Below are 24812 nucleotides of genomic sequence, written 5' to 3'. Positions count from 1 at the left end.
CTTCCTGAATAAATGCTAACTGGACTTCATCGCTTTGAGTACGTAATTATACATCATTAGTTGTCGTGACATCAATTCCATAACGGCGCAAGCCAAGGGCAATTGCAGGATCAACATTTTCATCAAGATGAAAGCGAATTCGCTCACTCATTCCTCAACTGTCTGAGTTTCTCTTGAAGACGTGACGGATGATTTTGCTTCAGTACTTCAACTAACTCATTCTCTTCTGCTGTACGGCGATCAATCTCGTCTCGGTGATCAAAGTAATAAGCCATTGCTGCATAAACAGATGCCAGTGACAGGTCATACTTACCAGCAATCTCTAGCAAGGAATATCCTAGCTTTAAATACATCACTGCCACATCTTCTACAGCAATGCGAGTATTGACAATGCAGGGTTTGCCACTTCGCACATCAGAAGAGATTTCAATATGCTCCCGACTGACTAACTGCATCAAACGCATCTTCCACATCTATTCCATATTTTAATAATATGTGATTGCTCCTCGCCGTTGATATTCTGGTGAGTTTTTTGACTTAAAATGGTGAATAATCTGAATAGAGGTTTTTTATGAGCATCAGTCTCACACCCGATCAAGAACGCTTTATTCAAACTAAGCTCCAGTCTGGGAAATATCGTTCAGCAGAAGAAGCCCTTGAAATTGCCTTACGGTTGCTTGATGAATACGATCGCGCTGATGCTGAATGGGTCGAAAATGTGCGAGAAAAAATTGATGCGGCGATTTTAGCTTCAGACCAAACGCCACCTATTGACGGAGAGACATTCGTAAACCAAATTCTAGAGCGGTTTCGACAAGGACATCAGGCGCAAGCATGAGTCGCTACGTCATCAACATTCTTGCCAGCCGAGATATCAATGAAATTTCCGACTACTTTGCTGAAACTAGCATTGAAGCAGGAGAGCGATTTTTCAGTGAATTCAACCGTAAGTGCCAACAACTTGTTGCCTTTCCAAACAGTGGTAAAAGTTACGCAAAAATTCGTCCAGACCTCCGAGGTGTATCCTTGCAAGGCTATATCGTTTTCTACAGAGTATTAGATGATGGTATCGAAATTCTACGGGTTGTAAGTGGTCGTCGTAACTTTCCATCTCTTTTTGAGGAATCCAACTAAAAGCTTTTTTGCCGAACCCCTGAGACACTGTGAATTTAGGATGGCGTTGGGTTAAAAAAGAAACATGAAAATCATCAAACCCATCACCAATTGGTTAGAAACCCGTGCTTGTGCCCCTACTTATGGCGGTTGGGTACTAGCAGCAACGGCTATTTGTTTTTTTGGCGCAGGTATCAATACGATGGCTGGTTGGCTGTACGCCATTAGCGGCATTAGTTTTGCCCTTTTGGGTGTAGCAGCTATCTTACCGCCGCGATCGCTCACAGGTCTATCTATCACCCGCCGTCCCATGCAACCAGTGTCAGCCGGTGACGATCTAACGGTGGAATTAGAAATCTGCAATCAGACACAGCAGCCTGTAAGCTTATTGCAAGTTGAAGATATACTGCCCTTTATCTTAGGGAAACCAGTACAAAAGGCAATCGAAACAATTCCTAGCCAAGGTAGTTACCGTTGGGTATATTACCACCCGACTCAGCGTCGGGGTGTTTATCGCTGGCACACAGTCGAACTGGGTTCTGGTGCGCCTTTAGGGTTGTTTTGGTGTCGCCGTCAGCGTGATTGTGCTGCTACAGCGATCGTCTATCCCACAGTGTTACCCTTGGCTACCTGCCCCTTAGTAGATGAAATGGGACAAGAAGAGAGCAAAAGGGGCGATCCTCGTGGTAGACCGTTGCACACAGCTACAACCGGGCTGGTGCGATCGCTCCGTCCTTACCGCATCGGAGATCCTACCCGTCTGATTCACTGGCGAACTAGTGCCCGCTATGGTGAATTAAGGGTGCGGGAGTTAGAAATGGTAACAGGTGGACAAGAAATAGTTATTGCCCTTGACAGTGCTAGCAATTGGGAAGAAGAAAACTTTGAACAAGCAGTAATTGCCGCAGCATCGCTGTACTTTTATGCACAACAACAACAATTACAGGTGCAGTTATGGACAGCATCAACAAGTTTAATTAAAGGCGATCGCTTTGTTTTAGAAACCTTAGCAGCAACCGCAGCCTTAGAAGATGCCAGTTCAGTTGTTCCTAAAAGCTATCCCTTGATTTGGCTGACTCAAAATCCCCTGAGCCTCGCTACTCTTCCTCAAGGTAGTCGCTGGGTTTTGTGGCCAAGTATATCCTTAGCAACAGAACCAGAGGTAATTAATTGGGAACACACTGGTATAGTTTTGCAAAGCGATCGCCCACTGCAACCGCAACTACAAAAAACATTACATTCATAAGTCAATTCAAATTTTATAATTTCAAAGACTGCTGACAAGTTCAGCTTCTGCGATTTATGGGATTTTCTCTGATCCCTGCACACAGGATATATCAGCCTTTGAGCAAAGGTAAAACAATTTGATCAGCTAAGGTTGGGGAAATACACCCAGTAATCCCTTAGTGAGGCTGAGGTACAATGCAAAGAAATATTTAAATTATGAGCGACATGATCACATCAGAACATAACACAAAATCCAGCGATAAAAGCCTAGAGGCAATGCGGCATTTTTCCGAACAATACGCCAAGCGTACTGGAACATATTTCTGTTCTGAACCTTCTGTCACCGCAGTCGTGATTGAAGGACTAGCCAAACATAAAGACGATCTGGGTGCGCCTTTATGTCCTTGTCGCCATTACGAAGATAAAGAAGCTGAGATTCACGCCACATATTGGAACTGTCCTTGTGTGCCAATGAGAGAACGCAAAGAGTGCCATTGCATGTTATTCCTCACCCCTGACAACGAGTTTGCTGGAGACAAACAAGAAATCTCTCTGGAAACAATCAAAGAAGTACGAGACAGCATGGGATGAGCGAAATCATCCCCCAAGAGTTTTGGCAAGGCGTAGAACAGTTCAATTCTGGAGAGTTCTACGCTTGTCATGACACTTTAGAGGCTTTGTGGATTGAAGCTGGCGAACCGGAAAAAAGCTTTTATCAAGGCATTCTCCAAATTGCTGTGGCACTGTATCATTTGGAAAATCGCAACTGGCGAGGTGCGGTAATTCTATTGGGAGAAGGCGGCAATCGCCTACGCCGTTACCCATCTAGTTACGGCGGCATTGACGTAGATGAGCTATTGAGTCAGAGCGCAGCGTTGTTGACAAATTTACAACAAATAGGGCCAGATAAAATTGTTGCTGGCAATCTGGGCGAAAATCAAGTCTTATCTTTGCCTAGAATTGTGGTAACTACTGATTAGACTTCAGTAGGACTTACGCACAGGTAACGGAAAACGAACCACAGAGAGCGCCAAGGTCACGGAGGAATGAGAGTTTGAGAGGGTTTTTGCGTAAGTCCTATTCAGGTGAAATTAATTTGCGTTGCCTGAAATCTTTGGTAGAAAATTCATCTAGCTGACGACTTCCTGTACCACTACGTGGAAGCAAGCTACCCGTAGCGTCTCCGTTAAAAGAAGAGTATTGTGCCTACGTCGATTTTACTCAGATGTCAATTACCTGAAACCTTGAGGTTGGGGCTAGCGTCACTATTTCAGCCAGTAGTTATCGGCAATCACTCCAGATTGTATACTTCATATCTGGATAAAGTACTTGAGATAATTAGAATGCAAGCTGAAATCCTAAATCCCCAATTGCTATGATGCCCTGCTATCAATTGCCCATATCCCAGATACGTCGCTTTGGATTAGCTTTAATGCTGCCAGCTGCACTCTTAGGCGCTTTTGCCTTCCCTACCCAAGTGCAAACCGCTACTGCACAAACATCTCAAGCAAATCGCCCCCTGACTATCCGCGCTGATGTGCAAGAATATGACGCTAAAAATCAAGTAATTACCGCTCGCGGCAACGTGCAAATGTTGTATCCTTCTCGTCAACTTCAGGCAACATCTGCCCAAGCACAGTATTTTAGTAAAGAACGCCGAATTGATTTCAGTGGTAACGTCTATATTCTGCAACAGGGCGGTAACAGTATCCGAGCAGAGAAAGTAACCTATTTAATTGATGAAGGGCGATTTGTGGCTTTACCCCAATCCAACCGTCAGGTAGAGTCCATCTACATGATCGAGGAATCAAATAATAGCGGACAAACTGCGACACCTGCCCCACAAACACCACCTTTGAAGCCTTCTAATTAGCATTTACCACCAAGAAAGGGTGCTTCCAGCGTGAAAATTGTTTTAGAGAATATTCACAAATCTTACGGTAAGCGAGTAATTGTCAATCGTGTCAATCTTTCTGTTGCTCAGGGCGAAATCGTTGGTTTACTAGGCCCCAATGGGGCTGGTAAAACGACGACTTTTTATATTGCCACAGGTTTAGAAAAACCCAATCAAGGAAAAGTTTGGCTGGGTAATGTAGATGTGACGGGAATGCCAATGCATCAAAGGGCACGACTGGGTATTGGTTATCTAGCACAAGAAGCAAGTGTTTTTCGTCAACTATCGGTAGAGGATAATATTCTGCTGGTGCTAGAGCAAACTCATGTGCCACGATGGGAGTGGTCAATCCGACTTAGAACTTTACTGCGGGAGTTTCGGTTGGAAAAATTAGCTAAAAGTAAAGGAATTCAACTTTCTGGTGGTGAGCGACGACGGACGGAATTAGCAAGGTCTTTAGCTGCTGGACGAGAAGGGCCAAAATTTTTGCTTTTGGATGAACCTTTTGCGGGAGTCGATCCGATCGCAGTCTCAGAAATTCAGCAAATCGTCGCCCAACTGCGCGATCGCGGCATGGGAATCTTAATTACAGATCATAATGTCCGCGAAACCCTTGCCATCACTGATCGCGCCTACATCATGCGTGAGGGACAAATCCTCGCTTTTGGCGCTGCTGACGAACTCTACAGCAATCCCCTCGTGCGGCAATATTATTTAGGGGATAATTTTCAAGTCTAAATTAACAATTATTTAGTTAATAATTTCCTAGAAAATTTTGATTTTTGATTCTTCAGCATGAATTTATTAGTTAATTTTTAGCCATTAAGTATTTAATTTTGATATTAAATACACTAGAGATGCTTTGCTTTGCCAGGGTCGCCAATATCTAAATTTTCAAGTTGCTTATGATCTCAAAGAAGCTCACGTTTTTTAATAGTCTTTATTCGCTGCTGCCTTTTACGATCATGGATCGCTACCTTGCCAGCGAATTGTTAGCGCCGTTTTTCTTTGGTGTCGGAGCTTTTTCATCAATTGGCGTCACCATTGATGCTGTATTCGATCTCGTCAGAAAAATTGTCGAATCTGGGCTACCTATAGACATTGCTATTCAAGTTTTTTTGTTAAAATTTCCCAATTTTATCGTTTTAGCTTTCCCGATGTCTACGCTGCTGGCTACTTTGATGACCTACAGTCGTCTTTCTAGCGAGAGCGAACTAATTGCCCTGCGTGGTTGTGGCGTCAGTGTCTATCGCATGGTGCTAACTGCTGTGATGTTAAGTCTTGTAGTCACAGGAATGACATTTGTGTTTAACGAGGAAATTGCACCAGCAGCCAATTATCAAGCGGCAATGACTTTAGAGAAAGCCCTAAAATCAGACAAGCCCACTTTTAAACAGCAAAATATTTTCTATCCTGAATACCAGGATGTTGTCCAGCCGGATGGCTCTAAGAATCGGATATTGACACGCTTGTTTTACGCCGATCAATTTGATGGTAAGCGGATGAAAGGGTTGACAATTATAGATCGCTCAACAAAAAATCTGAATCAAATTGTGGTATCAGAATCTGCTCAATGGAATCCTTCTGAAAATGTCTGGGATTTTTACAACGGCACGATCTATTTTGTTGCTGCCGATCGCTCTTATCGCAACATCGTGAGATTTGAACACCAACAACTGCAACTACCGCGCACGCCCTTAAGTCTGGCAGAAAAAAGCCGGGATTATGGTGAGATGAATATTTCTGAAGCACTACAGCAACTAGAAGTGGAAAATCTTGGTGGCGATCGCCAAAAAATTCGTAAACTTGAAGTGCGGATTCAACAAAAAATCTCTTTGCCCTTTGTATGCGTGGTTTTTGGCTTGGTAGGGGCAGCGATGGGAAGCATACCGCAACGGACGGGAAGAGGTACCAGCTTTGGGATTAGTGTCCTAGTTATATTTTCGTACTACTTAATTTTCTTTATAAGTGGAGCGATCGCACAAGCAGGTGTCCTCTCTCCCTTTATGGGAGCTTGGTTGCCCAACTTTATTTTTTTAGGAATAGGTTTATTCTTATTGATGCGAGTTGCCAGACGTTAAATTGAGATAGCAGGGAGCAGGGGAAAAAGAACTATTGATTATTGACCAATGCCCAATGCCCAATGCCCAATGCCCAATTCCCAATGCCCCCTTCATCTTCATCCCCTCACTTCAATTACGGGTGATAATTTCGACATTCTGGTGCATTGGGGTTTTCCTTGCAGTATTCTTCAAAAGAGACTTTAGCTGATATCATACCCTCAGCTTTCTGATGAGCTGCTTCTGCCTGAAGTTCTTCTACCTCATCCCAGGCAGCTGCACAGGCTTTAGAATAAGCACCTTGTTCAGTGCAAATAGCACGAGCCTGCTCAATTGCTTTTTGAATTCTCTGCTCCAGCAGTAGCGCTTTTGGCGCTTCCACAAAGTCGCTTTTAGTCAAAATGTCGGTAATCGAGATGATGCCCAACAACTTGCCTTGAATCACAGGTGCGCGATGAATACCAGTATTAGCAAATAACCGCGCTACATATTCCACACCCAAATCAGGATTGACCACAATGCAGGGCTTGCTCATAATTTCATAAACCCGCACCTGCTTTGGATCTTTCCCGTAGGCTGTGATCTTATAAACAATATCCGTTTCTGTGACAATGCCATAAGCATCATTGTCATAGCGACGATCCACAACCAGCGCCCGCAATCCTTTATCCTTCATCAGCCCCACCGCTTCAGCAACAGTTGCCGAACCGCGAATGGTAACTACGTCTTTGGTCATGATATCTTCAGCTTTCATCATTGCTGTAGTCTCCTGGTTAATAGTCCGGTGCAGCACTGCGCCCTCATAGACGTATCGAAGCGTTGCAGCGCACAGTTGGCTAACTAGAAAGTAAAAAAAGTTGAACTTTTGCCCAGCTACAACAATAAATTAGACCAGTTATCAACTTATGATGTTATCCAATGTAACCAATGCCCAAAAACTAAGCATAAATTGTGTTGAAGAAGAATTCAGGAGTCAGAATCAAGACGCTCTCTACGAGACGTTAAAAGCGTAGCTTGCTTCTCTGTAAGAGTACGCGGACTCGCTAACGCTTCTCTACGAGACGTAACGCGTTCGCTATCAGTCGGGGATTCAGACCCGCGACTTTTATTTATTTTTTAATCGCCGAAAATTGCCGCATTTTCCAGAAATAGCTAGAAATCAAATTGGTAATAATATGAGCGACAATCGGCACTAACAAGTTGCCCGTGAGCAGGGCGCTATATGCCAATATCATGCCGACAATTGTTGCCCAAATTACATAAGCCCATTGTTGGGAACCGCTAAAATGCAAGATGCCAAAGCAAAGACTGGAAACAATTACAGCTGTCAGATCAGAGCCTAAAGCTGGTAGCATCACACCTCTAAATAACAATTCTTCACTCAACCCTGGTAGCAACCCCAGCCAAATCAAATCTGGTAAAGCTAAAGGCTTCAATACTACTTCTAGGTAATAATCTGCACTTTTACGATAGGCAGTCCACAGGCGGTAAGTTAAGCCACTCAACGCGGTGAGTACAAACCCCAACCCTACACCTAACAGCAACTCTCTTAGATTCAAGTCCCAAGAAAATAGCGGAAAGTTGCCAAAGTATAACGAAAGTTTGGCGACTATCAACAAAATGATTGCAGTCGCTCCCATCGCCCCAAGTACTTGGATGCGCGTCAGGTATGGAATTTCTGGCTCTTGCTTTTGTTGTTCAATCACAGGTTTTAGGGGGAGAGGGGCAGGGGAGGCAGGGGAGCAGGGGGAGAAAACTAATAACTAATGACAAATGACTAATGACAAATAACTAATGACTAATTGACTGCAAAGGTAATAATTTGGGACGGAGAGCGCAGGGATTGATGCCTGCTTTATGTGCTACCAATACACCTACTGCTTCTAAATATGAGTTTACCTGTATAGATTTGATCCCCAAGGATTGGGCAGGAACTTTTATCAGAGTTTTATTTTCTTCTACTGTAATTATTTGGCATTGTCTTTGGCTTAAACTCAGTAAAGCACTGCTACCACAAGCATTTGCTGGTGCGATCGCAGCATCCACTTCATCTGCCCAAATATCTCCTTTCTCTGATGCAATCGCTCCTTTATCTACTATAAATTGTGGGGCACGACTTAATCCTACAAGGACGCACGGCAAAAATGTATAGCCCAATTCTTCGGCGGCGGAACGGGGAGATAAATCAGGTTGTGGAGGTTCGCTCAAAAGGGCAGGAGAATGGGCGCAAGGAATTTGAAAGGTTCGCACTAGCAAATGGCTAATTACGGCTTCTGCACCCGCTAAGGAATCAACACCTTCACCCTGGCGATATTTCTGTACTGCTTCCTCATCCATATCATCGGGGAAACGAGCAACAACTGCGATCGCTTCTGCCCCCGCTTTTTTAATTAATATCTCAGCTGCCCGTAATAAACTATCTGGATTGCCAATTGTTCCCCAACTCGCTCCCGATGCTGTAGTCCGTAATTCTACATTTAATGGCGCATCAGTAATTACATAATCTGTTAAGGTCAATCCCAAAGTTGCTCTGACTGCATCTGCTGCTTGTATATGTCGTAGCCGTAACTCTGGCTCAATACCTTGATCTAAAAGCAAACCTACCTTGTTGTTGCGGACTGGACGCAAACCCCAGCACCCAGAGGCGAATTTATCAAGTCCGTAACCTTCAACATAGAAAGCGTTAGGGAGATTCCAGTACAAACTTGCGCCATTAAGGACATTGGGGTGAGTAATTAGGCGATCGCAAACCTGTGCGATGACTTTAGCAACAGGTAAAGCATCTCCTGCATAGCCCCCAATGGCAGCCCCAACCCCAGTTGGTACGATTAAAATAGCAGTGTATGGACGCATATTGAGTGTTGAGTTATGAATTAGGGCCATCACAGCAACTTTGCCTAGTATATAGTAAGCACTTCAGTGCTTATTACAAACTTATTTACCTATAGAATTTGGTGCGATCAAGTACTAAAGTTTCTTTTGATATTACTTAAGTTGTTGGACTTTTTCTTGCATTTATCTACTGCTGTTTAGTTATTCTCTGTGCTTGATTTTAACTTCCATAGAGATAGATGGCGCTTGAAAACTAAAGCTATGTTCCAGTCATGTTTTTTTTCAAGGTATCTTGTAATTCTTCAGAAGCATTGAGGAAAAATACATCAGTAAAAGTATCAGGGATTTGTTTAATATTTGTATCAGGAAATAATTGAAATTTAGTTTGTGGTTCTAGAAGGTAACTTATAGATAATACATTTCCCCAACCCCAATCTTTACCACACTCTGCACAAATAATTAAAGGATTTACAGATTGCTTAATAATATTTACTATCGGAATATTATCGGAACTATAAGCTTTATTCCACCAAGTTTTTTTCGGTAAAATAATCACACATGATATTATTTGTAGAGAAATTAACCCAAGAAGCAATAACCTCCATAAATGCTTACGCATTTTTTTATCTGGATATAAGATAGTTTTTTGAGCTAATAAATAAGCTACAGCTAAATGGCATCCTAAATAAACAGAAATTGAGTATCTTATAATTACAGAACGAACCCCACCAAAAATTACATCCGGTATGGCTTGAGCTAGTGCTGTTAATGAAATTAATATTAAAATAAAAGACCAAGTTGACTTGGGCGTTTTCCGACAAAGAAAATAAACTGCATAAAGTAATAAAATTACTAAAAGTCTAATGATTAAAAGCCAAAGGCTATTTGTTAGCTGATCTGGGTAACTATACTCCGATGTTATATCAAAAAAAATACGCGCCCAATGAATCTGCCATGTATTTACTAAATCATTTAGCGGCACAATACGGTTCGACCATTTTATTGTTTCTTGAACTTTGCCTGATTGAGTAATAATTAAAAATAACCAGGGAAGAAAAGCTAATATTCCAGCTAATAATGTGCTCAGATAAGGAATTAATATTTTCTTGGCTCGGAGTCCTTGATTGACAGCTACATAAATACCTTGTCCAATCGCTACCAAACTAAACAATAAATTTGTGTAGAATCCTAGCAATAAAGTGACAAAATAAATACTCCAGCTTGGTTTTGTATTTAACCTTATTGCTCTGAGCAATGCAGCACTAGATAGCAAGATATTTAGTGTATAAAAACTATACATTCTTGCTTCCTGGGCATACACAAGATGAAATGGTGATACAGCTATAATGGCAATTGCTACTAAACCGACGATTTTTGATTGAAATAATTCCTGGCATAGCCAATAGAGAGCAGGAAAAACTAATAAACTGATAAAGGCAGAAAAACTTCTTGTGGCTGCGACTGTATTTCCAAAGCATTGCACCCACAAATTTGCCATCACAAAATATAAGGGTGGATGTTTTGGATCTTCTACCGCTAAACCTTTAACAGTATCAATGATACTTTTTCCAACACCAGGACTTTGATATTTTTCTAATAATGTTCCAGCAGTTAATATTTGGCTATTAACTACTTCCTGCATTAAATCTGCTTTGGTATTACCATAAATTCTTAAATAAGTAAATGTTTCATCTGCCCAAGTTATTTTTCCATCAATATTAATAAATCTGATCAATATCCCTGTAATTATCAAAACGACTGTTAGCAGCTTGAAACTATTAAAGAACCAATCGTCATATTTTTTTTGAATTGTTTTAGATGAGTCAGGCATACAAGCATAATATTAATTATCGTCAATCTGAGTTAAAACATAATTTATAAAGATGTCTTATAAAAATCAGAAGCTATAAAATTATAAGAGGATGTTTGAAAAATCCTCTTCTTGGTAGCAAACATTTTTGATCCCCCTAAATCCACCTTAAAAAGGGGGACTTTGATTCCGGGTTCCCCCCTTTTTAAGGGGGGTTAGGGGGGATCAATAAGTGCCTAAAATCACAGCCAACTACTTTTCAAACAACCTCTAACTGTTCAAATTTTGGATTTTAGATTTTTCCATCAATCCAAAATTGAATTACTTCTAACTACCGACTGTAGTCACCACAGCTTCAACTGTCGCTTTTTGTTCGTCAGCATCCACAGAAGTAACTGCCCAACGCAGAGGTTCGCCTTGTTTTTTCAACTCTGTTTCAATTACTTCTAGTAATTCTGCGGGAGTTTCTTGTAAATCAATTTCTGCGGTAATAAAATGAGTCGTCATTTTGGTAAATCCTGTTGATTTGTAGTTTCTAGAATAGCTGACTTCATCTGCGATGAAATCCTTGCGTAATTTATCAGATTTGGTAATCTCAGTGAACAGTTATTCAGTTATGCTAATCATTCGATATACTGATAACTGTTCGCTGATTATTTGCCTTTGCCAAATTGTAACTGATAAACTACATCTTCTTTCTCTGTCTGAATTTTCAAATCAGAAAGGGGTTTGGCAATACAAAGCAATACGTAACCTTGCTTTTGCAAATCTGGACTAACGCCCATACCATCAGTTTGATCCACAGTTCCCTCGCTTATTTGACCGGCGCAAGTTGTGCAAACACCAGCATTGCAAGAACTCGGCAGTTCCAAACCGGCAGCATCAGCAACTGATAAGATCGTTTCATTTTCAGGAACTTGCAAGGTATGAATTTTGCCTTGGTGATCAATTTCTACGGTGTAAATTTTGGGCATATACAAAACAAGCGTGATGCTACGGACAAATGTATTACTTTATCTGAATTAATTAAAAATATCCAGATGTCACTATAAAAGTGTAGGTTAAAGAGGGACAATTATAGCAACTAATTCTGAATAAGTTATAGATTAGTAACATTATTTACTATACAATACACAAATATATTAGTTAAATTTGCTTACTATAAATTGCGCGTAGGCGTAGCCCGCCGTAGGCATCGCGTTTCTTGAGAGACTGTATCTGTTAAGTCAGCCTTTTGGCATTGGTTCCATGTCTTGGAAAGTTGACACCATACAAAACAAGGTGGCTTGGTCGCTTTATGTGGAATTGGTGACACGGATGTTGCATCAAAACCTCTGCCTAAGAGTAAGGTAGCTACAAGAACATCTACATCTTCATCAATATAAACTTGAGCAAAAATCGTCATTTTTGATTTAATCTAGCTTTAATCGCTGGATGGACTAATTCATCAGGGACATGATTACGCTCGATATATTCATTAATTTCTGCTTGATTATCTAAGTAAAAACTCAAAGCATCAAAGACTTGCGCTAAAGTTAAATGAGGTAAATGTAGCGGAATTTCTTCTGGTCTAATACCTAAACGCCAATTTTCAACAATTGCTCTCACAGGCGTTCTACGTTTCCTTAATAATCGGTTCACCTGATAAAATATCAGGTTGTCGGGTAACATAGCGAGAGTTTGTAGTAGTTGTCATACTATTGAGATTTTTGGCAGTATCTCTGTTAATGTATCACAGACTAATACCCTACGCGGAAGCCAAAAGGCTTATAGAATAAGCTTTTCATTTTTATTGAAATTTTTTCCAACTCTGCGATCGCTGTAAATCAACAATATACACTATGTAGCGATGATTGCACTCACCAAGAAACTTTAGTCATCAATGTTATAAGGTTGACTCTTAAGGTTACAACATTAAGCCTTAGAGCTAGAACATAAAGGCTTAAGGTTACAACATTAAGCCTTAGAGCTAAAACATAAAGGCTTAAGGTTACAACATTAAGCCTTAAAGTTAAAGCAACATGGAATACAGACCATTTGTAGGGGCACAGCATCATTGGTATCAACTTAAGCTTAAACTCTTATTCCACAGGCATTTATTTTACCCCTCCCCTTGCTAAGGCTACGGTGTTAGGGGGTTAGGTCAATCGTTAGCTTTTCCACATAACGTGAAAAGCCAGATTGTCTATTGCTTAAACATAATATTATTTTGCTGAAAATCAACCTTTGATGATTAAATTCCGAGAAATCACGGACATAAATAAAAACTTTTACTAAAAAAATGCGTTTTTTGCTGAACCAGAATCCAGGTTAATTGAGAGAAAATAGCCCTGTAAAGCTATTAAAAGCGTAAAATTATGCCTCGAAAAAAACGTAGTTCTCGGATTTTAGAAAAAGCTGAATTTAGAGTTGCCGGGCTGAAAGCTATCGATCCGAATATCAATTTTGATGATACTTGCAACTTGCAAAACCTGACTCAATTAATAGACAATTTTCACAATATGCTTGATGAGTATAACGCTGCTCTAGCTATGATTGACTCTTCTAGAAAAAAGCTGGATGAGATGGAAAAAACCTTAAGTCAGGTTTCTGACAAAATGCTGACTGGGGTTGGTTTCAAGTACGGCAAAAACAGCAACGAATATGAACTTGCAGGCGGCGTTAGAGACAGCGAACGTATCCGTAAAAGCAGATTAACACGCTTGAAATCTAACACAGATAAAACATCAAATTAAAATGCAATAACCGCCACGCCCTAACGATAAGTCAAAAGGCTTATAAAATCTGCTTTTAACTTTTTTAGAATAGTATCTGTGAAAATTAAAAGTGTCCAGCAGATCCCCGACTTTTTTAAGTAAGTCGAGGATCTATTCCATCAGTAATGATTCAGGAATGCTATATAATAAACTTTGTATTAACCCAGAACTTCCGAAATATTAAAATTGAATGACCAGGTTTATACATGATAAATTCGCCAAAGACTATCTAGAAGAACTACTAAAAGATTACGGAGAAGTTAAAGCATCAGAAAAAGTATCAGGAGAGATTAAAGAAATAGATGTTTTATTCACTCCTGCCAAACAGCAAAGCTCTAATCTACAAATACTGGGTTTGTTAGGAAGATTTGCCCAACAGCCTGCAATTATAGAACCATACCGCAATCCAGCTTCTACCGATGAAATCTGCGACTGTATTCTCAAATTATTAGAAATAAAGGCTCTCCTGCGACGAGAAGCTAAGACAAATAAAACCAAACTTCAGGACTCAGAAATTCCCAAATTGTGGGTTCTTACACCTACCATATCTGAAACTAGATTGTCTAGCTTCGGAACTATACAAAAAGCAGCTTGGTTATCAGGAGTGCATTTTCTGCCAGATGCCTTGCGAACAGCAATTGTGGCAATACACCAACTACCCCAAACACCAGAGACATTATGGTTAAGGCTTTTAGGTAGGGGAAGCGTGCAGTCACAAGCAGTTATCGAGTTGCAAGCGTTACCATTAGATCATCCATACCAGAAAGCAACTCTCGAATTAGTTTACAACTTGCGCGAAAACTTGAGAGTAAACCAAGAATTAGAAGCAGATGATAGGGAGTTAATTATGCGATTAGAACCACTTTATCAAAGAGACAGAGAACAAGCTGTACAGTCAGGAGAACAACGTTTAATTACACGTCAACTGAATCGCCGTATTGGTGAGATTGATACGTCATTAATCGAGCGAATTCAAGGCTTATCGCTTGAACAATTAGAAAATTTAGGAGAAGCATTGCTAGACTTTTCTAGTGTTGCTGATTTAGAAACTTGGTTAAACCAACAATCAATCTAATTTATTTCGATTGATAAAGAGTTAATTATGCGATTAGAACCACTTTATCAAAGAGACAGAGAACAAGCCAAATAAGAGGGAAGGCAAGAAGGAAAAGAAGACTTAATACTGCGTCTACTAAATCGCCGTATTGGTGAAATTGATGCATCATTAATTGGGCGAATTAAAGGTTTATCCATTGAACAATTAGAGAATTTAAGAGAGGCATTGCTAGATTTTTCTAGTGTTGCTGATTTAGAAACTTGGTTAAACCAACAATCAATCTAATTCATTATTACTACACCTGGCGGCTAAAAGTCGCGGCTATACATACAAAAGCCACCTACGTGGGTTAAAAATCCTTGATTTCCTCTTAGTCCACGGAGGTGGCTCACCCTGCGGAACGCCAAGGGCGAATGTTTGCCTAGTAGCGAATTTTATTCGCCTAATACTTTTCAAGCTATACCTTCAGTATAAAAAAGTTGCTAATAACCGATTAACAGTAAGGCTTTCACTAATAAAAGTAAGCTAAACTTTTATAGCCGAGTATTGCCTAAAAATATTTCATAATTGAAGGGAGAAAATCCCAATGGAGAAGATAAAAATGCTAGAACAATATCGTAAACACGTTGCCCAAAGAGCAGCACTCGGTATTCCCCCTTTACCATTGGACGCGAAGCAAACCTCAGAATTATGTGAATTACTGAAAAATCCGCCCAAGGGTCAAGAGGATATATTATTACATTTATTGCGCGATCGCGTTTCTCCTGGTGTTGATCCAGCAGCTTATGTCAAAGCTGGATTTCTCACCGCCATTGCCAAGGAAGAAATCACCAGTCCCTTGATTGCGCCCATTGAAGCAGTGCAATTGCTGGGCACAATGATCGGTGGTTATAACGTGCAATCTTTAATCGATTTGCTGCAATTGCCCACTGTATCCCTCTCCGACTCATCCGAAACACCTCTAGTAATGGGCGGACAAGGAAAGGAACCCATTTCCGCCTACGCCGCCAACGCCTTAAGCAAAATCCTTTTGGTGTATGACGCTTACCACGATGTTTTAGAGTTGTCTAAAACCAATCCTTTCGCCAAGCGGGTGGTTGACTCTTGGGCGGAAGCTGAATGGTTTACCCTTCGCCCCACAGTTCCAGAAGCGATTACTGTCACCGTTTTTAAAGTTCCTGGCGAAACCAATACCGACGATTTATCCCCCGCCCAAAGCGCCACAACTCGCCCAGATATTCCCTTACACGCCTTAGTGATGCTAGAGTCACGGCAACCGGGAAGCTTGGCAACCATTGCCGAACTGAAGAAAAAAGGGCATCCCGTAGCTTACGTGGGAGATGTAGTTGGTACAGGTTCTTCTCGTAAATCTGCCATCAACTCCGTATTGTGGCACATGGGAAATGATATACCTTTTGTGCCAAACAAACGCGCTGGGGGTTATGTTTTAGGTGGTGCGATCGCACCAATCTTCTTTAACACAGCTGAAGATGCCGGTGCTTTGCCTATTCAGTGCGATGTCACCAAACTCGAAACCGGCATGGTAATTACCATCCATCCCTACAAAGGCGAAATCACCAACGAAACAGGCGAAGTCATTTCCACCTTTGCCCTCAAACCTGACACCATCCTCGATGAAGTCCGCGCAGGTGGACGCATCCCCCTACTTATTGGACGTACCCTCACCGATAAAACTCGTCTTGCACTCGGTTTAGAACCCAGCACAGTTTTCACCCGTCCCCAGCAAGCCTTTGATACAGGCAAAGGCTACAGCCTAGCACAGAAAATGGTAGGTAAAGCTTGCGGATTACCTGGTGTGCGTCCCGGCACATCTTGCGAACCCATCATCACCACCGTTGGTTCTCAAGATACCACAGGCCCCATGACCCGCGACGAATTGAAAGAACTCGCCTGTCTTGGTTTCAGTGCAGACTTAGTGATCCAAAGTTTCTGCCACACAGCAGCTTATCCCAAACCAGTAGACATCAAAACCCATCACGAACTCCCCGACTTCTTCGCTTCTCGTGGCGGCGTCGCCCTCCGCCCCGGTGATGGTATCATCCACTCTTGGTTAAACCGGATGCTGCTACCCGACACCGTGGGAACTGGCGGCGACTCTCACACCCGCTTCCCCTTGGGTATTTCCTTCCCCGCCGGTTCTGGATTAGTAGCCTTTGCAGCTGCTTTGGGTGTGATGCCTTTAGATATGCCAGAGTCAGTTTTGGTAAGATTTAAAGGAGAATTGCAACCAGGTATCACCCTGCGCGATGTCGTGAATGCCATACCCTACGTAGCAATTCAAAAAGGTTTGCTGACAGCAGAGAAACAGAATAAGAAAAATGTCTTCTCTGGGCGAATTCTAGAAATAGAAGGTTTGCCAGATTTAAAAGTTGAACAAGCCTTTGAACTCACCGATGCCAGTGCCGAACGTTCTTGTGCCGGATGCACAATTAAGCTAAGTGTAGAGACAATTTCTGAATATCTGCGTTCTAACGTAGCGCTGCTGAAAAATATGATAGCACGAGGCTATCACGATCCGCGTACCATGCTGCGCCGTGTGGCCAAGATGGAAGAATGGTTAGCAAATCCCGTGTTATTAGAAGGTGATGCCGATGCAGAGTATGCCGAAATAATTGAAATTGATTTAAACGAAATCAAAGAACCAATTGTTGCTGCTCCCAATGACCCCGATAATGTTAAATTATTATCAGAAGTTGCTAATGATCCAGTGCAAGAAGTATTCGTCGGTTCTTGTATGACGAATATCGGTCATTATCGGGCAACAGCGAAAGTTTTAGAAGGCGCAGGTGAAGTTAAAACTCGTCTGTGGATAGCACCACCAACCCGCATGGATGAACACCAATTAAAAGAAGAAGGTGTATACAGCGTTTTTGGGGCTGCGGGTGCTAGAACAGAAATGCCAGGATGCAGTTTGTGTATGGGTAATCAGGCGCGAGTTGCTGATGGCACAACAGTATTTTCTACCTCTACCCGCAACTTCAATAATCGCATGGGTAAAGATGCACGAGTGTATCTTGGTTCAGCAGAATTAGCCGCAGTTTGTGCGCTGCTAGGACGCCTTCCGACAGTGCAGGAATACTTGGATATTGTGGCGAGTAGAATTGAGCCTTTTGCCGATGATTTATATCGGTATTTGAACTTTGATCAAATCCTCGGTTTTGAGGATGAAGGACGCGTGATTTCTAAAGAGGAGCAAGCTTTGTTAGTATAGTTTAATTAGGTGGGTATTATGCCCACCTAATATTTAGCATTTCCAAGAGGAATATTAATGACTAGTCCATCTTTTATCAACGAAAAAAATCTCTATGAACAAGACTTTTATTTGTGGATACAAACAATTGCCCAGCAGTTAAAAGAACATAATTTTAATGAAATAGATATACCTAATTTAATCGAAGAAATTGAAAGCATAGGGAGGAGTGAAAAACGCGAGTTAAAAAATAGATTAATTGTACTATTGATGCACTTACTGAAATGGCAATATCAATTAGAAAAACGTAGCGAAAGTTGGCGCAGTACCATTTCTGAACAACGTATCTGCATTGAAACATTATTAGAAGATAGTCCCAGTTTGCAACCTCTACTTACAGAAATATTTGAAGATTGTTACCAAAAAGCTCGCCTCAAAGCATCTGAGGAAACAGGAATTAAATTAAATTTCTTTCCTCAAGAATCTCCTTTTATATTAGAAGAAACTTTAAAAAATACTTATTAAGTTGGAGGAAGGAATGAATTTTTATACCGTCGTACTCAGAAAAAATTCTGGTTATTGGGTTACTTTATGTTTAGAAAACGGCATTGTCGGGCAGGAAAATAGTCAAGAAGATGCAATTAAAAAACTGAAAGAAGCAATTGAATCTTTTGAAATTGTTTATGAGTCTGAAAGTAATATTTATAAATCTACCGTTTCAATAGATGAATTACATGAATTTTTATCTGTTGAAGAAAAAGAAGAAGATTTAGAGCAGTTTGTGCGCTGCTAGGGCGGCTTCCCACAGTGGAGGAATATTTGGATATTGTGGCGAGTAGAATTCATCCTTTTGCGGATGATTTGTATCGGTGTTTGAACTTTGATCAAATCGCAGGTTTTGAGGATGAAGGGCGCGTGATTCCGTTGGAAGAGATGCCCAGGCTTGAGGATATTTTGGATATTCGAGTTTAATTTATATATAGAAAAGTTTTAATAGCCTGTAGCAAACCTTTGGAACTTTAGAATAAATTACGACCATCCCAACATATCTGACCTAACCCCCCAACCCCCTTCCCTACAAGGGAAGGGGGAGAAATCTGGCTCCCCTCTCCGCTTCGGAGAGGGGTTGGGGGAGAGGTCAATCATAATCTAAAAATAAACACCTATTTTCATACTTTATAAATGAATAATCCAACTCCCGAAGAACCCTATCCACCGAAAAAAGAGAGAACTCGCAATATTGTAATCGGCTACAAAGCAGACTTAGTTAAAGTGCAACGTGCCAAAGAACTTCGTCAGCAAATGACACCAGAAGAAAAAATTCTTTGGCAACATCTTCGTGCTAATCGCCTGAATGGTTTGCACTTTCGCCGTCAGCAGATTATCAATGGCTTTATTGCAGATTTCTACTGTCACTCAACTGCATTAGTGATAGAAGTAGATGGCAAAATTCATGAACAACAAGCCGAATATGATGCAGAACGGGACAAAGTTTTGTCAGCTAGGGGACTGCGTTTGTTGCCAATTAAAAATGAAGAAGTTAGACACGATCTTGATAAAGTTTTGATGCGTATTTCCACAGCTTGTTCTCAACAGACCTAACCCCCTTCCTCCCTACAAGGGAAAGGGAAGAAATCTGGCTCACCTCTCCGCTTCGGAAAGGGGTTGGAGGTTAAGTCTATGACTCAACTTAGAAGCGTAGACTATATAGCCCTGACAATGGGACTGAAGCAGGAAATGTAACTGTATTGTAACGGTGGCTTTAGTTGACGTTGCAAAAGTTTACATTTAGAATGGAATCGTCAAAAAACGATAAGTATTTATTCTTATTTATCCTGATAATTTGACATTCAATGAGTATATGTTCTTATCTATGTCAAAAATTTAATATTCATAGAGTTAAAGAATGTTTACAAAAGTATTGATTCCTTAATACAATGAAATTAAAAGCGATAAGCCAAATTGATTGTCAGAAGTGATGAATGCTATTGAATTTCCCTGGCTAACAGCCATAATCCTTTTACCCTTGGTGGCTACCTTAGCCATCCCCCTAATCCCAGACAAGGAAGGTAGAACTGTCCGCTGGTATGGTCTGGGAGTTGCTTTTGTCGACTTTGCACTGATGATTTATGCCTTTTGGTATAACTACGACTTCCAAAGCTCAACACTCCAACTCGTAGAAAACTATCCTTGGATACCGCAGTTAGGTTTGCATTGGGCTGTGGGGGTTGATGGTTTATCGATGCCCTTGCTACTTCTGACAGGCTTAATAAATACCCTCGCAATATTCGCGGCTTGGAAAGTTAACACCAAGCCGCGATTATTTTATGGTTTGATGTTAGCGATGTACAGCGCCCAACTTGGCGTATTTGTTGCCCAAGATTTGCTGTTGTTCTTCCTAATGTGGGAAATCGAGTTAGTGCCGGTTTACCTGCTGATTTCCATCTGGGGAGGACAAAACCGCCGTTATGCCGCTACCAAATTCATTCTTTACACCGCTGCTGCATCAATATTTATCTTGATTGCTGGTTTTGCAATGGCATTCTCTGGAAATACCGTCACCTTCGACATGGCGACTCTAGGAATGAAAGAATATCCCAAGACCTTAGAATTGTTGGTTTATGCAGGTTTCTTGATTGCCTTCGGTGTGAAACTGCCAATTTTCCCTTTACATACTTGGCTACCTGATGCCCACGGTGAAGCATCAGCACCCGGTTCAATGATTTTGGCTGGTGTTTTGTTAAAAATGGGTGGTTATGCTCTTATCCGCTTCAATGTGGAAATGTTGCCCAATGCCCATGTGACTTTTGCCCCAGTGTTAGCAGTTTTGGGTGTGGTTAATATTGTCTACGGTGCTTGCTGTGCTTTTGCTCAAACCAACCTCAAACGCCGCTTGGCTTACTCTTCAATAGCCCACATGGGGTTTGTGCTGATTGGGATTGCCTCTTACACAGAACTGGGTATCAGTGGTGCAGTGTTACAGATGGTTTCCCACGGCTTGATTGCTGCTAGCTTGTTCTTCCTGTCTGGCGTGACTTACGATCGCACCCACACCTTGATGATGGATAAAATGGGCGGTATGGCTAAAGTAATGCCCAAAACCTTTGCTCTGTTTACCATTGGTTCAATGGCTTCTCTCGCCTTACCAGGAATGAGTGGTTTCGTGGGTGAGTTGATGGTATTTCTGGGTATTGCCACCAGTGATGTTTACAGTTCCAGCTTCAAAGTTGTAGTCGTGCTGTTGTCAGCGATTGGCGTGATTTTGACACCAATTTATTTACTGTCGATGCTGCGTCAAGTGTTCTACGGCGAGCAAAATAAAGAGTTGCACTTGGATGCTGTAATATCTGATGTCAAACCCCGCGAAATATTTATTACCGCTTGTTTGCTGCTACCAATCATCGGAATCGGGTTTTATCCCAAGTTGGCAACGCAGACTTATGATGTGAAAGCAGTAGAATTAGCTGCTCATGCTCGTCAAGTTTTACCAGTTGTTGCTCATCAACAACCATCAAGTCTGTACTCGCGGATTTTCTCTGCACCAACATTGGCCACTTCTCAAGTTGAAAGTTCGATTAACATTTCTGAGTAAATTAACTTTCCCATTAAGGGGTCTGCAAGTAAATTCTAAATATTAGGAGAATAAAGGGGTGGTTTCATAACCACCCCTAAAATTTTATAATTATTGAGTTGAAATAGATTTTTAGGTAAGGGCAACTCATGTAGACGCATTCGCAAAGTATCTTGTAGAGAAGCGGCTTCCCGCAGGGTATTGCCCTTACCTAAAAATTATTCAAACTAGAGAGTTCCGCCAATATTGGTAATGTGTTCATTAGCTTTAATATTAGTTGTATTCATATCCCAGAAGACTCTAGCCTGAATCCTAGACAAAATTTAAGTTTTAATAAGTACTGTATTTCCTCACAAGTTCCTCACATTCTTTTTCATCAGATATCTAATATAAGGACATATAAGGACAAAGGACATAAATATCTCTGTAATTTTAAGATTAATTTTATTGATATCCCAGTAAAATATAGCCTTAGTCCTGACAAAGTTTAAGTTTTAATAAGTACTATATTTCCTCACAAGTTCCTCAGATTATTTTTATAACTTCAAGATAAAGACACTCAACTATTGCAGTAATTAGCTTGAGAGTTTACAGCCTTCTGGCGTTGGGGTCTTTCGGCAAAAGCTAGACTACCTCTTTTTTTAGCAAAGTATTGAGGCTTAATTCTACTTTTGCATCTACAGGAGAGTTATCTCATGGATTTTACAGAGAAATTGCCATTTTTTAATCTCAAGACTTTAGGCTATTACAGGTGAGTTCTACGAAGGTGGTGCTATACCTACACTAAGTTAATTCCTGCCACAGTTAAAAACGATTTAGTTTCTAAATAAAGTAAACCTTCTAGCAATTTATCCTGTACTAGTTAAAGAATTGGGGTAGATGCATTTTGACTGCATTTTCCATGAAAAAACAACTTTAACAACATAGGTACAATCAATATGAACTTTAAACAATTTGGTCTATTACTGTCTCTAACTACAATTCTTGGACTCAACGTGATTGCGACCAAGGTTTTGGCTGAAGAGCCTAGTATTACTTTTGGAGATGCACTCGGTTCTGGTGGATGTAAGGTTGCCGATCAGCTTCCTGGAGAGGATGGTAGAAGCTTATCGATCGTCTTGGATAACTTTAGTGCATTCAGTGGTCAGCGTCAAAAGTGTATTTTACGTGTTCAAACTTTTATTCCAAGTGGTTTCATCGTCCAAGAGGTACAAGTACTGTACCAAGGAACTACTGATATTGATAGAGGGAGTAAAGGTACCAGCTTAAACAGAACTTATAGCTTTAGTGGTGGTGCTCTTGGTCAAGCCGTAGCTCCCCCTAAAACTACTAATTTTAAATCTAGTAAGGCATTTGCGGAGCAAGATGAGATTACTGTTGTAGCTGCTACAGGTTTATGTAGTGGTGGTGGGCAAGGACTATTAGGTATTAATCTGATTGCACAATCCTCGCGAGGAAGTTCTATTTTCGTTGATACAGCCGATATCAATGCTGGGGATGTGAGACTTTATTTTGACCTAAAACGTTGCTAGTCCTTCCTTTTAGCGATTCTGCGGATAGATAGATGGTGATACACCGAGCCAGATTCTAAATTTGGTGGTCTTCAATGAGTGATGGATCTAAATCCCGCACTCATTGAATCTACCGAATGTATTCTTCTTTAAGATTATAAATTTATGTTGATGGAGAATAAGATGATGTTGAGATTAAGTAATGCACGTAATTTTTTCATATTAATGTGCTTGTTTTTTTTCTATTCTTATGATGCCAATTCATCTAGCACTGCTGCTGCAATAGATAACCAGCCAAAATTTTTGGTTAATAAGAGATGTAATATAAGTTTCGATCCGCAAATAAATCAGTTTACACTTGGCTCTAATCTAACTGTAAACGCACAATCGCCAAGGGCTAGATGTATTATTAGAATTAATATCTCTAATACTCAAAAGCAATTTAGGCTTGTGCCTTTAGCTTTAAAAGGTGTAGTCAAGAAAGCACCAGCACAAATAGCTATATCATCATTTTTAGTTGGCGAGAAACCAACTCCATATCAAATGATATATGGAAGTGCTATGAATTTTGATTTGACTAATCAAATACTTCCGACGAACTATACAAGTACAGGAAAAAGTGTTTTAGCAATTAATTTAGTATTAACGACGAACGGAGGAGAATTAGAGTTGACAGATATGAAGTTTGCACTTCAATAACAATAAAATATGGTTTGAGTGCTTCTTTAATTTCCGAACTGAGAAGCGATCGCTCCTTTAGGAAATGGGATGCTCCCATTATTCCTCATAAGCATGAGTTATAAAACAAGTAAGTCATTTTGCCTTATGCTTTATCTCAAATTTGACCCCTCTCCAAACCTCTCCCCGACACGGAGAGAGGCTTAATCAGCGAACTTAGGTTAAACTTTCGCCGCCGCAGCATTTGGTAAACTCACTTTCAATCGTTTAAACATCGCTTCTCGTGCTTGTATAGCTAGACTATCGTCAAAAGGTTCTAAGGTAATTTCCTGTTGATACTTTAGCCGTAGCGCTGTTTGAATTAACCAATCGGCGACAAAAGGATTTTTCGGTAACAAAGGGCCGTGGGAATAAGTAGCGATCGCATTCTGATAAAATGCTCCCTCAGTTCCATCTTCACCATTATTTCCCAAGCCGTATACCACACGTCCCAAAGCTTCCACTTTCCCCAGTTTGGTACGTCCGCCGTGATTTTCAAAGCCTACCAAATACGGTGTGCTACCCGTCATCTCTTTTAAATCTCGCGCCAGACGTGAGGCTGTGACTTCAATTACCAAGTTACCAATACACCGCTTAGTATTTTCACCAGGATGCACGGAAACTAAATCGAGTATTCCCAAACCATCAATTCGTTGTCCCAAGCCTGGTTCATAATAATGTCCCAATAATTGGGGTGAACCACAAGTAAATACTCCCGGTGTGCCATTTTCGATTTTGTCGCGCATCGCGTCAGCTTTCGCACCTTGCAAATCACGCATGACAATTTCTTGCTGACGGTCTTGTGCGCCACCACCAACGATTACATCTACAGTTTTAATATCTGCGGCTGTGGAATTTTGATCCAAGGGTAACACTTTTACATCGTATCCCCGCCACTCGGCGCGACGTTCTATAGTAATTACATTACCGCGATCGCCATAAGTACTCATCAGCGTCGGATAAAGCCAACCAATTGTTAATTCTAAATTTTGAGAACTCATAAATTTTGGGAATGGGGCATGGGGCATTGGGCATAGGAAAAAACTCTTATCC

Annotated in this window: 28 protein-coding genes and 1 pseudogene; 19 read left to right on the top strand and 10 right to left on the bottom strand. The window is 41.0% G+C overall.

Annotated elements, in window-relative coordinates; all coding sequences use genetic code 11:
• Window positions 1–143 precede the first annotated feature (143 nt).
• Entirely contained in the window at window positions 144–455 is a 312-nt protein-coding gene (locus tag HWQ42_RS01130; protein ID WP_292808552.1) for a DUF433 domain-containing protein, read from the bottom strand.
• A 116-nt stretch (window positions 456–571) separates the two neighbouring features.
• Here HWQ42_RS01130 and HWQ42_RS01125 point away from each other — a divergent pair, with 116 nt between their 5' ends.
• The 8 genes from HWQ42_RS01125 to HWQ42_RS01090 all read left to right on the top strand — a co-directional run bounded on the left by HWQ42_RS01125 (window position 572) and on the right by HWQ42_RS01090 (window position 6315).
• Complete coding sequence (locus HWQ42_RS01125; protein ID WP_292808550.1) at window positions 572–838, top strand: type II toxin-antitoxin system ParD family antitoxin; 267 nt, start codon at window positions 572–574, stop codon at window positions 836–838.
• Window positions 835–1134, top strand: coding sequence for a type II toxin-antitoxin system RelE/ParE family toxin (locus HWQ42_RS01120; protein ID WP_292808548.1), 300 nt, complete (start codon window positions 835–837; stop codon window positions 1132–1134). Before HWQ42_RS01125 ends, HWQ42_RS01120 begins: the two co-directional genes overlap by 4 nt.
• A gap of 64 nt (window positions 1135–1198) precedes the next feature.
• The gene (locus HWQ42_RS01115; RefSeq protein ID WP_292808546.1) at window positions 1199–2359 is read left to right on the top strand and encodes a DUF58 domain-containing protein; all 1161 of its coding nucleotides are present in this window, start codon (window positions 1199–1201) and stop codon (window positions 2357–2359) included.
• Between the two features lie 206 nt (window positions 2360–2565).
• The gene (locus HWQ42_RS01110; RefSeq protein WP_094351306.1) at window positions 2566–2931 is read left to right on the top strand and encodes a ferredoxin thioredoxin reductase catalytic beta subunit; all 366 of its coding nucleotides are present in this window, start codon (window positions 2566–2568) and stop codon (window positions 2929–2931) included.
• Window positions 2928–3320, top strand: coding sequence for a DUF309 domain-containing protein (locus tag HWQ42_RS01105; protein WP_292808544.1), 393 nt, complete (start codon window positions 2928–2930; stop codon window positions 3318–3320). The genes HWQ42_RS01110 and HWQ42_RS01105 overlap by 4 nt, the downstream gene beginning before the upstream one ends.
• A gap of 395 nt (window positions 3321–3715) precedes the next feature.
• Window positions 3716–4213, top strand: coding sequence for an LptA/OstA family protein (locus tag HWQ42_RS01100; protein ID WP_292808542.1), 498 nt, complete (start codon window positions 3716–3718; stop codon window positions 4211–4213).
• A 30-nt stretch (window positions 4214–4243) separates the two neighbouring features.
• The gene (gene lptB, locus HWQ42_RS01095) at window positions 4244–4972 is read left to right on the top strand and encodes an LPS export ABC transporter ATP-binding protein (RefSeq protein ID WP_094351303.1); all 729 of its coding nucleotides are present in this window, start codon (window positions 4244–4246) and stop codon (window positions 4970–4972) included.
• A gap of 227 nt (window positions 4973–5199) precedes the next feature.
• Complete coding sequence (locus tag HWQ42_RS01090; protein WP_292808540.1) at window positions 5200–6315, top strand: LptF/LptG family permease; 1116 nt, start codon at window positions 5200–5202, stop codon at window positions 6313–6315.
• Window positions 6316–6430: 115 nt separating this feature from the next.
• Here HWQ42_RS01090 and HWQ42_RS01085 read toward each other — a convergent pair whose 3' ends face one another.
• From HWQ42_RS01085 to HWQ42_RS01050, 8 genes are all read right to left on the bottom strand, one after another.
• Window positions 6431–7051 carry a CP12 domain-containing protein gene (locus HWQ42_RS01085; protein ID WP_292738066.1) on the bottom strand — a complete coding sequence of 207 codons (621 nt, stop codon included), beginning with the start codon at window positions 7049–7051 and terminating at the stop codon, window positions 6431–6433.
• A gap of 352 nt (window positions 7052–7403) precedes the next feature.
• Window positions 7404–8000, bottom strand: a complete 597-nt coding sequence (locus tag HWQ42_RS01080) for a CPBP family intramembrane glutamic endopeptidase (RefSeq protein ID WP_292808539.1) — start codon at window positions 7998–8000, stop codon at window positions 7404–7406.
• Window positions 8001–8085: 85 nt separating this feature from the next.
• Window positions 8086–9147, bottom strand: a complete 1062-nt coding sequence (locus HWQ42_RS01075) for a DUF3326 domain-containing protein (protein WP_292808653.1) — start codon at window positions 9145–9147, stop codon at window positions 8086–8088.
• 238 nt (window positions 9148–9385) lie between these two features.
• Entirely contained in the window at window positions 9386–10957 is a 1572-nt protein-coding gene (locus HWQ42_RS01070) for a glycosyltransferase family 39 protein (protein WP_292808537.1), read from the bottom strand.
• A gap of 306 nt (window positions 10958–11263) precedes the next feature.
• A complete protein-coding gene (locus tag HWQ42_RS01065; RefSeq protein ID WP_292808535.1) occupies window positions 11264–11443 on the bottom strand; it encodes a hypothetical protein in 180 nt (59 codons plus the stop codon).
• A 146-nt stretch (window positions 11444–11589) separates the two neighbouring features.
• Window positions 11590–11910: a 2Fe-2S iron-sulfur cluster-binding protein gene (locus tag HWQ42_RS01060; protein WP_292738058.1), complete on the bottom strand. Its 321-nt coding sequence runs from the start codon at window positions 11908–11910 to the stop codon at window positions 11590–11592.
• 185 nt (window positions 11911–12095) lie between these two features.
• Window positions 12096–12341 (bottom strand): hypothetical protein, encoded by a 246-nt coding sequence (locus HWQ42_RS01055; protein WP_292808533.1) that lies wholly within the window; start codon window positions 12339–12341, stop codon window positions 12096–12098.
• Window positions 12338–12607, bottom strand: a complete 270-nt coding sequence (locus tag HWQ42_RS01050) for a DUF433 domain-containing protein (protein WP_292808531.1) — start codon at window positions 12605–12607, stop codon at window positions 12338–12340. Before HWQ42_RS01050 ends, HWQ42_RS01055 begins: the two co-directional genes overlap by 4 nt.
• A gap of 686 nt (window positions 12608–13293) precedes the next feature.
• Here HWQ42_RS01050 and HWQ42_RS01045 point away from each other — a divergent pair.
• The 11 genes and pseudogenes from HWQ42_RS01045 (at window position 13294) to HWQ42_RS00995 (ending at window position 23741) form a co-directional block, all read left to right on the top strand.
• Window positions 13294–13671, top strand: coding sequence for a hypothetical protein (locus HWQ42_RS01045; RefSeq protein WP_292808529.1), 378 nt, complete (start codon window positions 13294–13296; stop codon window positions 13669–13671).
• Between the two features lie 211 nt (window positions 13672–13882).
• Entirely contained in the window at window positions 13883–14767 is an 885-nt protein-coding gene (locus HWQ42_RS01040; protein WP_292808527.1) for a DUF4351 domain-containing protein, read from the top strand.
• 6 nt (window positions 14768–14773) lie between these two features.
• A pseudogene (locus tag HWQ42_RS01035) lies at window positions 14774–15034 on the top strand (DUF4351 domain-containing protein); the annotation flags it as partial.
• Window positions 15035–15350: 316 nt separating this feature from the next.
• A complete protein-coding gene (gene acnB, locus HWQ42_RS01030) occupies window positions 15351–17981 on the top strand; it encodes a bifunctional aconitate hydratase 2/2-methylisocitrate dehydratase (protein WP_292808652.1) in 2631 nt (876 codons plus the stop codon).
• A 57-nt stretch (window positions 17982–18038) separates the two neighbouring features.
• Window positions 18039–18485, top strand: coding sequence for a DUF29 domain-containing protein (locus HWQ42_RS01025; protein WP_292808525.1), 447 nt, complete (start codon window positions 18039–18041; stop codon window positions 18483–18485).
• Window positions 18486–18498: 13 nt separating this feature from the next.
• The gene (locus HWQ42_RS01020) at window positions 18499–18753 is read left to right on the top strand and encodes a type II toxin-antitoxin system HicB family antitoxin (RefSeq protein WP_292808523.1); all 255 of its coding nucleotides are present in this window, start codon (window positions 18499–18501) and stop codon (window positions 18751–18753) included.
• Between the two features lie 35 nt (window positions 18754–18788).
• On the top strand, window positions 18789–18932 hold the full coding sequence (locus HWQ42_RS01015; RefSeq protein ID WP_292808521.1) for a hypothetical protein: 144 nt from the start codon (window positions 18789–18791) through the stop codon (window positions 18930–18932).
• Window positions 18933–19142: 210 nt separating this feature from the next.
• Window positions 19143–19562, top strand: coding sequence for an endonuclease domain-containing protein (locus HWQ42_RS01010; protein ID WP_292808519.1), 420 nt, complete (start codon window positions 19143–19145; stop codon window positions 19560–19562).
• A 376-nt stretch (window positions 19563–19938) separates the two neighbouring features.
• Window positions 19939–21552 (top strand): NAD(P)H-quinone oxidoreductase subunit 4, encoded by a 1614-nt coding sequence (locus HWQ42_RS01005; protein ID WP_292808517.1) that lies wholly within the window; start codon window positions 19939–19941, stop codon window positions 21550–21552.
• Window positions 21553–22469: 917 nt separating this feature from the next.
• Window positions 22470–23063 (top strand): DUF4360 domain-containing protein, encoded by a 594-nt coding sequence (locus HWQ42_RS01000; protein WP_292808515.1) that lies wholly within the window; start codon window positions 22470–22472, stop codon window positions 23061–23063.
• Window positions 23064–23225: 162 nt separating this feature from the next.
• A complete protein-coding gene (locus tag HWQ42_RS00995; RefSeq protein ID WP_292808514.1) occupies window positions 23226–23741 on the top strand; it encodes a hypothetical protein in 516 nt (171 codons plus the stop codon).
• Between the two features lie 200 nt (window positions 23742–23941).
• On the opposite strand, the gene HWQ42_RS00990 is transcribed toward HWQ42_RS00995, so the two are convergent.
• Window positions 23942–24760, bottom strand: a complete 819-nt coding sequence (locus tag HWQ42_RS00990; protein WP_292808512.1) for a type 1 glutamine amidotransferase — start codon at window positions 24758–24760, stop codon at window positions 23942–23944.
• Between the last annotated feature and the right edge of the window lie 52 nt (window positions 24761–24812).

This window comes from Nostoc sp. JL23, from assembly GCF_017115065.1.
GTDB lineage: Bacteria > Cyanobacteriota > Cyanobacteriia > Cyanobacteriales > Nostocaceae > Nostoc > Nostoc punctiforme_A.
Note: the sequence above shows the minus strand (reverse complement) of the source record. Positions and strands in the feature narration are given on the sequence as shown.

Excerpts from the sequence above, each read along its gene's own strand:
- HWQ42_RS00995 (WP_292808514.1), top strand. The coding sequence starts at position 23,226 with ATGATGTTGAGATTAAGTAATGCACGTAATTTTTTCATATTAATGTGC.
- HWQ42_RS01070 (WP_292808537.1), bottom strand. The coding sequence starts at position 10,957 with ATGCCTGACTCATCTAAAACAATTCAAAAAAAATATGACGATTGGTTC.
- HWQ42_RS01105 (WP_292808544.1), top strand. The coding sequence starts at position 2,928 with ATGAGCGAAATCATCCCCCAAGAGTTTTGGCAAGGCGTAGAACAGTTC.
- HWQ42_RS01075 (WP_292808653.1), bottom strand. The coding sequence starts at position 9,147 with ATGCGTCCATACACTGCTATTTTAATCGTACCAACTGGGGTTGGGGCT.
- HWQ42_RS01090 (WP_292808540.1), top strand. The coding sequence starts at position 5,200 with ATGGATCGCTACCTTGCCAGCGAATTGTTAGCGCCGTTTTTCTTTGGT.
- HWQ42_RS01130 (WP_292808552.1), bottom strand. The coding sequence starts at position 455 with ATGCAGTTAGTCAGTCGGGAGCATATTGAAATCTCTTCTGATGTGCGA.
- HWQ42_RS01110 (WP_094351306.1), top strand. The coding sequence starts at position 2,566 with ATGATCACATCAGAACATAACACAAAATCCAGCGATAAAAGCCTAGAG.
- HWQ42_RS01005 (WP_292808517.1), top strand. The coding sequence starts at position 19,939 with ATGAATGCTATTGAATTTCCCTGGCTAACAGCCATAATCCTTTTACCC.
- acnB (WP_292808652.1), top strand. The coding sequence starts at position 15,351 with ATGCTAGAACAATATCGTAAACACGTTGCCCAAAGAGCAGCACTCGGT.
- HWQ42_RS01100 (WP_292808542.1), top strand. The coding sequence starts at position 3,716 with ATGATGCCCTGCTATCAATTGCCCATATCCCAGATACGTCGCTTTGGA.
- HWQ42_RS01045 (WP_292808529.1), top strand. The coding sequence starts at position 13,294 with ATGCCTCGAAAAAAACGTAGTTCTCGGATTTTAGAAAAAGCTGAATTT.
- HWQ42_RS01120 (WP_292808548.1), top strand. The coding sequence starts at position 835 with ATGAGTCGCTACGTCATCAACATTCTTGCCAGCCGAGATATCAATGAA.
- HWQ42_RS01010 (WP_292808519.1), top strand. The coding sequence starts at position 19,143 with ATGAATAATCCAACTCCCGAAGAACCCTATCCACCGAAAAAAGAGAGA.
- HWQ42_RS01060 (WP_292738058.1), bottom strand. The coding sequence starts at position 11,910 with ATGCCCAAAATTTACACCGTAGAAATTGATCACCAAGGCAAAATTCAT.
- HWQ42_RS01000 (WP_292808515.1), top strand. The coding sequence starts at position 22,470 with ATGAACTTTAAACAATTTGGTCTATTACTGTCTCTAACTACAATTCTT.
- HWQ42_RS01125 (WP_292808550.1), top strand. The coding sequence starts at position 572 with ATGAGCATCAGTCTCACACCCGATCAAGAACGCTTTATTCAAACTAAG.
- HWQ42_RS01025 (WP_292808525.1), top strand. The coding sequence starts at position 18,039 with ATGACTAGTCCATCTTTTATCAACGAAAAAAATCTCTATGAACAAGAC.
- HWQ42_RS01040 (WP_292808527.1), top strand. The coding sequence starts at position 13,883 with ATGACCAGGTTTATACATGATAAATTCGCCAAAGACTATCTAGAAGAA.
- HWQ42_RS01050 (WP_292808531.1), bottom strand. The coding sequence starts at position 12,607 with ATGTTACCCGACAACCTGATATTTTATCAGGTGAACCGATTATTAAGG.
- HWQ42_RS01055 (WP_292808533.1), bottom strand. The coding sequence starts at position 12,341 with ATGACGATTTTTGCTCAAGTTTATATTGATGAAGATGTAGATGTTCTT.
- HWQ42_RS00990 (WP_292808512.1), bottom strand. The coding sequence starts at position 24,760 with ATGAGTTCTCAAAATTTAGAATTAACAATTGGTTGGCTTTATCCGACG.
- HWQ42_RS01115 (WP_292808546.1), top strand. The coding sequence starts at position 1,199 with ATGAAAATCATCAAACCCATCACCAATTGGTTAGAAACCCGTGCTTGT.
- HWQ42_RS01085 (WP_292738066.1), bottom strand. The coding sequence starts at position 7,051 with ATGATGAAAGCTGAAGATATCATGACCAAAGACGTAGTTACCATTCGC.
- HWQ42_RS01020 (WP_292808523.1), top strand. The coding sequence starts at position 18,499 with ATGAATTTTTATACCGTCGTACTCAGAAAAAATTCTGGTTATTGGGTT.
- HWQ42_RS01065 (WP_292808535.1), bottom strand. The coding sequence starts at position 11,443 with ATGACGACTCATTTTATTACCGCAGAAATTGATTTACAAGAAACTCCC.